We start from the raw sequence: 11434 nt of genomic DNA on the forward strand, positions 1-11434 counted from the left end.
GATATACGAATAAACTCTAACAGAACACAACAATATTTACATTTCAATCAATATGTAAATTCATTCCATAGTTAATGAGTTTTAGTTTTCTCGCCACTGCTTGTGAAGCACAATTATCCCAAGAGGTACTATAAAGCGGAATACGTTTTTCTTCTTTTATTGACATTGCCCAAGCTCTAACGACATCAGCACCATATCCCTTTCCCTGGAAGCCCTCTACAGTTTCCACACTTGCCTCAGCAGCTATAGGCGTACTTCTTGCACTGCAGCATATAGAAACGACTTGTTCATTTTCAACAATTGCAAAATAAGGTTGCCTCCATTCCATCTGTTCTATTAGATTAGGAAAATTTTCTCGCATGAGCTCTTTATTCTTCTCTGTTATTTGTATCACCCTAGTCGGCTCATTTGAATTATTTGGAAACATGTAAGCAGGACCCATCCAAATATTCTCTACCGTTCTCTCTTCATTTAATACTTTCATGATCTTTGCTATCTCTATGTGATTTGAACGTTCTCGAATTAATTTCTCAATCTTACTTATTATTTCACCATCCAAATTACAATGATATCTCGTTATATTCCCTTCACGAGTTTTGCTAAGAAAAAAACGTGGTGCTTTCGGATTTCCCTGTTCATTTACACTCTTTATTCTTCCCACTTGATTATGAACAAATAAAACCTCTGCCTGAATTACTATTAACTCAAGTTCTGAAAATCGCATTTATGCCCTCCTTCATTACCCTGTGTAGCCTCCATATATCATCCATTCATACTCTATTTTCTGATGTTCAAAACAAAAATCCCATTTAAATACACATTACTGAATCAATCATACTAAAATGACTTCTTCATTCTGTCTATCTAAATGGGATTATTTCGTACTCTTTATGTCTTTTTCTTATTATTCCACCGGTTGTGGTTGCGGCTGCACTACTTCATTCGCACCAGCTATTCTCAACACATTCGCAATATCTTTAAAACCTCTTTTTTCAGCATATTGCAGCGGCGTAATATTTTCCTTATTGGCCATATTTACATCTGCCCCGTGGTCAATAAGCATTTGAATTACTTTCTTATGGCTTTCACTACCATTTCCCAATACAATTGCTTCTATTAAAGCTGTACCACCACGTTCATTTTTATAATTCACATCAATATCTGTATGCTCTAATAATTCTTTAACAACCTCTACATGACCACGCTCAGATGCAGAAATGAGTGCTGTGCCACCTGACTTAGTCGTTTCTTTCGTATTAACTCCTGCATTAATTAATACTTTTACAATATCCGTATACCCTTCTCTACTTGCATAAAGGAATGGATTGCTTTGTTTCTCATCTTTGACTTCAATATTTGCACCTGCACCAATTAATGCTTTAACTGTCTCTACATGATTTTGGTACGTTGCTGCAAGGATAGGTGTTTCTCGGTTGTCACCTTCTACGTTTATATTCGCTCCATCCTGAATCAACTTCATAGCTGTCTCTGTGTCTCCAAGAGTCGCTGAAAGTAACAACTGTTTGTCCAGTAAATTTATACTTTTTTCTTCTTTAACTTCTTCTTGTTCTTTATGCTTTTCTTTTTTCTTTTCGTTTTTCACATGAACCGGTTTCGATTCTGGTTCCTCTTGCTTATCGCAAGCCACTACCGTCATTAAAAGTCCTAATAACATACATAATAAAATTTTTTGTTTTCTCACAACTACAGCTCCTATGAAAGATAATGTTTTCTTAACCATTCCTCCATCACATACAATAACTCTTCTTGAGTACATTTATCCATAAGCCCTTTATATTCCTTCTTTAATCGGATTATCTTAAGCTTACCCTATGTTTCTCAACCTATTGGAATGATACGCCTGATGGCCTCATCATTAACATTATGAAGCAATTAGTTTAGCACGTTTTAACCGCATTTGTATACATTTCTAAAAAGTACATAAATGATTGCTTTAGGTCACTATATTCCATTGTAACCGTTCTTCTAAAAATTTTACACCTTTTCTATATTTGCACCTGAGTAATGCTAGAAAAAGACAACTATATAGTTGTCTTTTTCTAGTACTAATGATGCCCACCGTGATTCCCTGTTTTCGGTTTCCCCATCATTTCTTTATTCATTTCCCATTTATGCTCTGCTAGCTCTTTATACGAAAGAACCTTACCCTTATAGTTAGATACAAAGCTCTCTGCATCTTTTTTATTTTTAAATGAAATGACATTATAAGCCATTGGTGTCGTTATTGTTTTATCATATACGTAAGTAGCGTCTTCTAACGAAACCCAATCTTTCGAATCATAATCTCGAACAAATTTTTCTTTCGTCTTTTCGCCTGGATTAATCTCCATCCATTTATACATACAACCAATATCATCAAACTTTAACGCTTTTCCATTTTCTAAAATGATTTCTGTTGCAAATTGATTATCCGTTACCCCAATTTGGCAAATATCACACTTATCATGTTTCTCATCAATTGCCACAGCTGTTGTTCCCTTTTTCCCACACCCCACTATCGTAAATAAGAAACATAAACATATAGCAAGCACAACATACTTTATTCTCATCACTATTCCTCCCTAAAAACCGTATACTCCACAAGGAGAATATCAAAAACTTGTGTGGGATTTGTGAAAAAACAATGTGCTTTTTGTAATATAGAAAACAAAAAAGATGTGTAGCTATTTCTACACATCTTTCATCATTCACAGCCTGTAATTAATAAATCATCTTCTAACTTAACTAATAATGTATCTGTATTAATTTTCTGCCCAACTTCTACATTTACTAATCTTATATTTCCACTGATACCGACCGCGACTTTTTCAAGCTCACCATTATTTTTTCGGACCATCATTAATTTTTCCCACTCATATACATAAGAAGATTCATTAACAAAAATCTCTTCTATCTTCCCCTCATAAGAACTATAAACTTCTTCTATTCTCGTTTCCATTCAAAATCTACTCCCTACTTCGCACTTCACTATTTTCACCTTATTCTATCACTCTTGTTAGAAGTAAATTATATTTTTAAAAATTCAAAATTACCTTCGTGAACAATATGACCAAAATAAAAATTATGCTTCTAATGGTGTTATTTTTCAAATTATTTACCATTTGGATAGATGCTTTTATGATAAACAAAAAACATTGTTCTGAATTTTTGCTTTATTTTGAAAGCGCAATCATTTTTTAAGGGGGAGATCAGATGTTAGCTCTACTTGGATTTGCAATGGTATTTGTCTTTATGTTTTTAATCATGGCGAAACGTATGTCAGCATTAGTAGCATTAATATTAATTCCAATTACTTTCGCATTAATTGGCGGCTTTTATGCAGACATGGGTCCTATGATGTTAGAGGGCATTCAAAAATTAGCACCTACCGGTATTATGCTTATGTTTGCCATTTTATATTTTGGAATTATGATTGATAGCGGTTTATTCGATCCTGTCATTAGTAAAATATTAAAATTTGTAAAAGGGGATCCTTTAAAAATTGTTGTTGGTACAGCCATTCTTACTATTATTGTTTCATTAGATGGGGACGGAACAACAACGTATATGATTACTGTTTCCGCAATGTACCCATTATATAAACGTCTCGGAATGAATCCACTTATATTAGCTGGGGTTGTTATGTTAGGGGCAGGTGTGACAAATCTTACACCTTGGGGTGGACCGACTGCTCGAGTTATGAGTGCACTTGGACTAGATGCATCAGAGCTCTTTACACCACTTATACCAGGAATGATTGCTGGTGCAATTTGGGTAGTTTTCGTTGCCTACTATCTTGGAAAAAAAGAAAGAAAACGTTTAGGCATTATGGATGTGCAATATTTAAAACAAATGCAAACAATGGATGAGCAAGCTGCCACAGTAGAAGCTGCCGTGCATAAACGCCCTAAACTTCTATGGATTAACTTTTTATTGACCGCTACATTACTTGTCTGTCTCATACTAGAAGTTATGCCGTTACCTGTTCTCTTTACAGTTGCTTTCGCTATTGCTGTTATGATTAACTATCCAAACTTAGAACAACAAAAAGAACGTATTGCCTCTCATGCAGGAAACGTATTAGCTGTTGTTTCACTCGTATTTGCTGCTGGAATTTTCACTGGTATTTTATCTGGAACAAAAATGGTAGATGCAATGGCTCAAAGTGTAGTAACTCTTATACCAGATGCACTTGGACCACAGTTGCCAATTATTACAGCTCTTCTTAGTATGCCTTTCACATTTTTCATGTCCAATGATGCATTTTACTTCGGGGTATTACCTATTTTAACGAAGGCTGCTGCTACTTATGGAATTAGTGCAGCTGAAATGGGACGCGCTTCCTTACTCGGTCAACCCGTTCACTTATTAAGTCCTCTTGTCGCTTCCACTTATTTATTGGTCGGAATGGCTAAAGTTGATTTTGGTGAACATCAACGCTTCACTTTATTGTGGGCCGTTGGAACGACAATGGTGATGTTGATTACTGGAATTGTAATTGGGATTATTCCAATATAAGACGCAAAAAACAGTAGAAGAAATAAATCCTCTACTGTTTTTGTTATGAAGAAACGAGAAAATACCTTCTCTCTGGTCTCCCTACACTTCCATATATAAGCTCTGCATGTACTTTCTTCCCAGATATTAAATACTCTAAATAGCGCCTCGCTGTTGATCGACTTACTCCAACCATCGAGCTTAACACTTCTGCGGTAATTCCTTCTTCATTAACTGTTAACATATGCTTTTTTATTTTCGCTAAAGTTAAAGGATCTATTCCTTTTGGAGCATATTCAACTGTATTTCCCTTCACACCTCTTTGAGACCATAAGTGTTCAATTTGTTCTGTAGATAATTGATTGCTTTTCTTTAACTGCCTAATCTTTTTTTGATAACTTTCTAAACTCGCTTTAAAACGGTCAAACATAAGTGGTTTTACGATATAATCAGTTACTCCACCACGTAAAGCATGCCTTACTACATCTGTTTCCGATGCAGCTGTAATCATAATAATATCTGTATCATGCAAATTATGCCTAATATATGTGACAAGTTCTGTTCCTTGTATATCAGGTAAGTACACGTCTAATAAAACGAGTTGTGGCTTCACAAGCTCTAGCCATTCCTTCGCTTGTTCCCCAGTCGTTGCTGTTCCAATTACTTTAAATCCTTCAATTTTTTCAGTAAAACGCCGATGAATGTCCGCAATCCGAATATCATCTTCTACAATTAATACTTCAATCTCCTCACCCATTACAACTCGCCTCTCTCTTTCGGTAATGCAATAATGAACAACGCACCACCTAAATCCCCTTTTTCAATTGCAATGCTTCCATTTAAATCTTCTACTAACTCTTTCACTTTTGCTAATCCATATCCTCGCTTCTCTCCTTCTTTCGTTGAAAAGCCTTTATAAAATATGCTAGTAATTATTTCATCATGAATCCCTTGCCCCGAATCTTCCACTTCAATTAATATTTCTTCTCCGATATCTGTTACAAACATTCTAACTTTCTTATCATGCTCTTGATTTTTTTCAATTGCTTCAAATGCATTCGTAATTAAATTCCCTAAAATCGAAACGACATAATTACTCTCAATATGCGGACTTAATGTTTCTAAACTACTTTCTCGATCTAGTACAAAATCAATCTTCAACTCTCTTGCCCTATTATAAAATCCAATTAAAATTCCACCTAGCCATGGATTTTGAATTCGCTTCATAATAAATTGAACAAAATCTTGATATACCGCCGTCTCCTTATGAATGAGCTCTAGAGCATCTTCATATGACTCTAATTGGATAAGACCTGAAAGCGTATACAATAAATTGTTGTATTCATGGGTTTGTGCTCGTAACGCCTCTGTATATTGCTTCGTCTGAGATAACTCTGCTGTTAACTGATCCATTTCAGATTTCAAACGTAAGCTCGATACGACGCCGGTTACTTTATTATTTACTTTAATAGGTAGACGATTAGCAATAACAGCCTGCCCTTTTATATTTAATTGACGATCAAACTGTTCTTCACCAGTTTGAAGTACATCTAGTATGGATGAATTAGGAATTATATTTAAAATAAATGATCCAATGATATTTTTTCGGTTGTCTAGTGAAAGAATATCGTAGGCTGCTTGATTGACTAAACTAATCATGCCCTTTTTATCAATTACGATAATCCCTTCTCGTACAGATTGAATCACTGTACTATGCTCTTCATATAAAGATGAAATTTCTTCTGGTTCCATCCCAAACATCATTCTTTTTATACTTGCAGCTAAATATATGGAACCGATTATCCCCATTAACAAACCGATTATTGTAATCCAAAATACACGCTTTCCATACACTTCTACCGCTCCATGAATATCATCCATTGAAAATCCAACAGATACTACACCAATAATTTTATTATCCTGATTACGGATTGGAACTTTTCCGCGTAAGGAAGGTCCTAATGATCCCGTTGCTTTCGAAACGTAAGATTTCCCTTCTAATAGCACTCCTTTATTATCTCCACCAACCATTACTTCTCCTATTTTGTCTTTCTTGGGGTGTGCATAACGAATCCCTTCTTTATTTCCAACCACAATAAAATTAGCATCTGTATCAATTCGAATTTTTTCTGCAATCGGTTGAATAATAGAAGCTGGATTTTCTTTTTGAAAAGCTTCCGCGATTTCCGGTATAGCTGCAACTGTTTTCGCAACATGCAAAGCTCTTTTACCAATTTGCTCTTCTACTGTTTCAGATAATATGTAGTAAAACAAATAACTTGTTAACAAAAGCACCACAAGAATAAGTGTACTAATAGTTAATGTAATTCTCGGTTGTAGTTTTAATTTTTTAAATTTCAAAACCATTCCCCTAACATGGATAAAGATAGAATTTAAAGAAAATACAGTTTTTTCAATTGTTAAACTTAATCATAACACGATTACTACACATTTCTTTATTTTTATCTCCATAAAAAAAGAAACGAAGTAAAATTACTACCTCGTTTCTTAATATTTTTTATTACACTTTAAACTTGCCAATCATCTCTTGCAATTCTTCTGCCATTTGTGATAAGTGAACTGCTGCTCCATTAATTTCATCTACTGAAGCTAATTGCTCTTCAGAAGAGCCAGCAATATTTTGAACACTTGCTGCATTTTCTTCAATCGTAGCTGCAATTTCATTAATAGATGCACTTACTTGTTTGGCATCTACCGTCATTTGTTTCGCTACTTCTACCATACTATCAATTTGCACAACTGTATCATTTGTAGATTTCAATATTTCAGCAAAGCTTTGCTTCGTTTCATTTGCAACTACAAGACCTGATTGTACTTCTGTTCCAACTTGATTCATAGAGCTTACCGTTTCTTTTATATCAAATTGAATCTCTTTCACTAGTTTTCCAATTTCCGTAGAAGACTGTCCTGATTGTTCAGCTAATTTTCGCACTTCATCCGCTACAATTGCAAATCCTCTTCCTTGCTCCCCAGCTCTTGCAGCCTCAATTGCAGCATTTAATGCTAATAAATTTGTCTGCTCTGCAATATGTTGAATCACTTCCAGAATTGCTCCGATTTGTTTCGACTTATCATCTAATAAAGCAATGACTTTATCTGAATTTGAAACTGACTCATGAATTAATTGCATTTGATTCACAGTTTGCTCAACTAACTTCCCACCATCTTCAGCTTTTTTCTTCGTATACATAGAAGCTGTTGATACTAATGAAGAACTATCAGCAACACGCTGAACTCCTTCTGTAACTTCTTCTAATAACGTCGCTCCTTCTTCAACTTCTCTCGTTTGTATTTCAGCCCCACTCGACACTTGCTCTATAGCTTGTGTAATTTGTTCTGTCGCTTCACTTGTCTGCTTCATGCTAGCTGTTAATTCTTCTGAAGATGCTGCTACATGACTTGCTGAAATATTTATATTGGAAATGACATTATGTAATGATGATGCCATCTCATTAAAACTTTCTCCTAACTGCCCGATTTCATCTTTAGAATGAACTGTAATAGATTCTGTTAAATCACCTTCACTAATTTTCCTAGATGATAGAACAAGTTGTTTTAACGGTTTAATAATAGAAGCAATTATGAAGTAAATTAAAACCCCACCAATCATTAATGAAATCCCAATAACAGTTATCGTTTTATAGAAAATAGGTTCAGCCGCTTGAATAATTTCTTTTGAAGGCATTATCCCCGCTATTTTCCATCCAGTTTTCTTATTCGTTTTAAAAGTAATGTTACGATCTTCACCATCTAATGAATAATGAAAATCACCAGCTTCCTGTTTATAAAATTCCTTACTAAGTTTCTCTTCTAACTTCCCACCCGGCTTTAGTGTCGGGTGTGCGACTACATTTTTATCTTGATCAAATATCGCTACATAACCTTCTTTACCGATATTAACCATCTTGGAAGTAGTTACAATATTATTGATAATTAAGTCAATCCCAAGAACGCCACTTTTATCCTCATTTTGTTTTGCCAGTGTGATAACAGTATTCCCTGTCGTTTTTGACTTATATGGAGCAGTTACAATCACTTCTCCGCTTTTTTTCACTGCCTCTTTATACCAATCTCTTTCTGTAGGATTATATCCTTCTGGCATTTGAATTGCCGGTGATTGAATAAATTGCCCGTTGCTAGACCCAGTATAGATAGCTTCCATTTCCGGATGTAACTTATTATATTCTTCTAGTTTATTTTGGATATTTTGTATTTGATCCGCTTGGTAACTTGATTGTGTAAATAATTTCGTAAAATAAGTTGCATCTACTTTTTTACTATCCAATTCCTTATTAATTACATTATCCAAAATTTTTATATTATCTTTCGCCGAGTTTAAAATCGTTTCATTAAAATTTGTTTTCGCCTGCTGATAAGACGTCCAACCAATTACAATACTTGGAAGAATTAAAATGATAATAAATGACACAAGTAACTTTGTTTTTAAACTACTACTCCTTAACTTCCTTTGAAACATATTTCTACCCCTCCATACCGTTTTACATGCAATAAATTACAATTAATCCATTTATAAAAATTTTAAGATATAAATAAATTGACGAGACTCTCTATTTCTCTTCTACCCATCTTTCTAAATTTAAAGGATTATTGCATACTTACTTCATTCTATAAAAATTAAATAATTAAAACAATGTATAAAAATGTATATTATTCGAAATATTATGATTCACAGAAGAACCTCTAGCACATGCTAGAGGCCCTGCCTACCTTACTATTCTTTATCTTTTTCTACTTCTTTTTTCTTATCTTCTACTACAGATACAACAGGTTTATCACTTGATAATTGTTGTACCGCTCCTTTTCCTGCAAATCCTTCTAATAGCTCTTTTAAGTCAATACCAGAGGAAGCTTTTAATGTCTCCTGCATCGTTGCCATTAAATCAGTCGCATACCCTGCTACTTTTCCAGCACCGCTATTTTTACCACCGCCGCCTGTGTCGATAACTGTAATTTTATCAATGTTGCTAAGTGGGCTTGCGACTTCTTTCGCGTAACTTGGAAGCATTTTAAGAACCATATCCATAATTGCCGCTTGACCATATAATTCAAATGCTTCTGCAATTTTTTGTTTCGCTTCAGCTTCAGCCAAACCTTTTAATCTAATAACATCTGCTTCTGCTGTACCTTGTGCTTTTTGTACTTCCGCTTTCGCTTGACCTTGTGCTTTCTCAATCTCTGCTTTCGCTAAACCTTCTACACGAACTTCTTCTGCACGTGCTCTTGCTTCTGCTTCAATCTTATATTGATCCGCATCTGCTTTTTTCATTTGTTTTACTTTTTCCGCTTCTGCTGATTGTTCGACAGCATAGCGATCTGCATCTGCTTTTTTCTTCACTTCTGCATCATATTGCTTTTCACGACGTGCAATCTCTTTTTCTTCTAATTCAATTTGCTTTTCACGCTCAATGATTTTAACGCGCATTTGCTCTTCTGTAACACCTTGTTGCGCTTTCGCTTGTTGTAATTCGTAAGAAAGGTCCGCATCTGCACGAGCTTGTTCTTGATCTCTCTTATAGGACTGCACTTTTAATTCCTTATGTTTTTCAGCTTCAGCGATTTGTGCATCACGTTGATATTCTGCTTCTTTTGCTTCTTTCTCAGCACGAGCTTTTTCAATTCGTGCCTCTTTTTCACGCTCTGCATTTGCAACTGTTGCATCACGCTTAACCATTGCAATTTGCGGCTGTCCAAGCGCATCTAAGTATCCGTTTTTGTCCATTATTTCTTTAATTGTAAAAGAAACGATGCGAAGACCCATCTTCTTTAAATCTGTAGAAGCTACTTCATGCACCTTTTGAGCAAATTGCTCTCTATTACTATACGCATCTTCTACTGTCATAGAAGATAAGATAGCACGGAGATGCCCTTCTAAAACTTCTTTTGCTTCTATTTTTAACTCTTCCGTTTCTTTTCCTAAATATTGTTCAGCTGCTGTAGAAACTTCTTCAATTGTCGATCCTACTTTAATAATAGAAACACCATTTACTGTAATTGGTACACCTTGTTTCGTATACGTATCACGTGTACCAACTTCTAATTTGTAGTTTAATAGGCTTAAAGGCTCTGCTCTTTGCATAATTGGAACTACAAAAGTACCGCCACCGCGAATAATCTTAATCTTCTTTCCATCATCAGTGGTAACAACATTTTTCCCACCACCAAGCCAGTTCCCTGTAACAATTAACGCTTCATCTGGACCAACTGTTCGATACTTCGTAATGAATACTAAAATGAGTAGAATTAAAATTGCGAGTAAAACTCCACCGATAATTAATGGAATCGTCATGTAAATTCCCCCTTATAATTTTGGTTTCTTTAAAGAATAAGCGATGTTTTGTACAAGCAAAACACCATCTTGAACTCCCTCGATAATAACTTCGGTTCCTTGTGAAATATCTTTCTTTCTAATTGTTTTAGCTGGGATTGCATTACTTCCAAATTGGGAGGAGATTAATACTTCACCAAATCCTTCTGTAGGAATTGTCGTAATGACTTCTCCCTTGCAACCAATGAATTCATCCATACGTTGTACGGTATTTTGTTCTGCTTCTGCAATCGGTTTTAAAATTAATATTTTCATTATGAAAACACCGATAAAAGATATAGCAAATGAACCAGCGAAAATAATAGTACTATTAAAGGAAAATAAATATTCTCCTATATAACTAATTCCACATAACATAGCGAAGAAACTAAGTAATAAGGTAACAACGGATACAGATCCGCCCCCAAAACTAAATATTGATTCAAATATATCTCCAAAGAAAATATAAATAACAGTGAGTATAGTAGCAATAGTAAATCCATATAAATAAATTGTTTCAAGTGGATAACCAAACAAGAACATTTCTTATCCCCCTTTCTTAAACAATCTCTTTTTTGTTATGTGTATGCC

General features: G+C 34.8%; 10 protein-coding genes and 1 pseudogene. 1 reads left to right on the forward strand and 10 read right to left on the reverse strand.

The window, feature by feature from the left end; translation table 11 throughout:
- Positions 1 to 43: 43 nt before the first annotated feature.
- From JDS81_RS22645 to JDS81_RS22660, 4 genes are all read right to left on the reverse strand, one after another.
- Entirely contained in the window at positions 44 to 724 is a 681-nt protein-coding gene (locus JDS81_RS22645) for a GNAT family N-acetyltransferase (RefSeq protein WP_097953062.1), read from the reverse strand.
- Positions 725 to 904: 180 nt separating this feature from the next.
- Positions 905 to 1777, reverse strand: a complete 873-nt coding sequence (locus JDS81_RS22650) for an ankyrin repeat domain-containing protein (protein WP_000287349.1) — start codon at positions 1775 to 1777, stop codon at positions 905 to 907.
- Positions 1778 to 2066: 289 nt separating this feature from the next.
- Positions 2067 to 2570 (reverse strand): nitrous oxide reductase accessory protein NosL, encoded by a 504-nt coding sequence (locus tag JDS81_RS22655; protein WP_001220934.1) that lies wholly within the window; start codon positions 2568 to 2570, stop codon positions 2067 to 2069.
- Between the two features lie 134 nt (positions 2571 to 2704).
- The gene (locus JDS81_RS22660) at positions 2705 to 2959 is read right to left on the reverse strand and encodes a hypothetical protein (protein ID WP_000450026.1); all 255 of its coding nucleotides are present in this window, start codon (positions 2957 to 2959) and stop codon (positions 2705 to 2707) included.
- Positions 2960 to 3213: 254 nt separating this feature from the next.
- Between JDS81_RS22660 and JDS81_RS22665 the strand changes: the two genes are divergently transcribed.
- On the forward strand, positions 3214 to 4518 hold the full coding sequence (locus JDS81_RS22665; RefSeq protein ID WP_097953063.1) for a CitMHS family transporter: 1305 nt from the start codon (positions 3214 to 3216) through the stop codon (positions 4516 to 4518).
- Positions 4519 to 4561: 43 nt separating this feature from the next.
- Here the strand turns inward: JDS81_RS22665 and JDS81_RS22670 are convergent, their stop codons facing one another.
- The 6 genes and pseudogenes from JDS81_RS22670 to JDS81_RS22690 form a co-directional block, all read right to left on the reverse strand.
- Positions 4562 to 5254 carry a response regulator gene (locus tag JDS81_RS22670; RefSeq protein ID WP_000503458.1) on the reverse strand — a complete coding sequence of 231 codons (693 nt, stop codon included), beginning with the start codon at positions 5252 to 5254 and terminating at the stop codon, positions 4562 to 4564.
- Positions 5254 to 6858, reverse strand: a complete 1605-nt coding sequence (locus JDS81_RS22675; protein ID WP_142312890.1) for an ATP-binding protein — start codon at positions 6856 to 6858, stop codon at positions 5254 to 5256. The genes JDS81_RS22670 and JDS81_RS22675 overlap by 1 nt, the downstream gene beginning before the upstream one ends.
- Before the next feature lie 160 nt (positions 6859 to 7018).
- Positions 7019 to 7966 (reverse strand): methyl-accepting chemotaxis protein, encoded by a 948-nt coding sequence (locus JDS81_RS31125; RefSeq protein WP_370115443.1) that lies wholly within the window; start codon positions 7964 to 7966, stop codon positions 7019 to 7021.
- Positions 7961 to 8995: pseudogene (locus tag JDS81_RS31130) on the reverse strand (HAMP domain-containing protein); the annotation flags it as partial. The pseudogene JDS81_RS31130 and the gene JDS81_RS31125, both read right to left, overlap by 6 nt.
- A 255-nt stretch (positions 8996 to 9250) precedes the next feature.
- Positions 9251 to 10825, reverse strand: a complete 1575-nt coding sequence (locus JDS81_RS22685; RefSeq protein ID WP_097953066.1) for a flotillin family protein — start codon at positions 10823 to 10825, stop codon at positions 9251 to 9253.
- Positions 10826 to 10837: 12 nt separating this feature from the next.
- Positions 10838 to 11386 (reverse strand): NfeD family protein, encoded by a 549-nt coding sequence (locus JDS81_RS22690; protein WP_097953067.1) that lies wholly within the window; start codon positions 11384 to 11386, stop codon positions 10838 to 10840.
- Positions 11387 to 11434: the final 48 nt, after the last annotated feature.

Origin of the sequence: Bacillus cereus group sp. N31, assembly GCF_016483245.1 — a bacterium.
Lineage (GTDB): Bacteria > Bacillota > Bacilli > Bacillales > Bacillaceae_G > Bacillus_A > Bacillus_A toyonensis.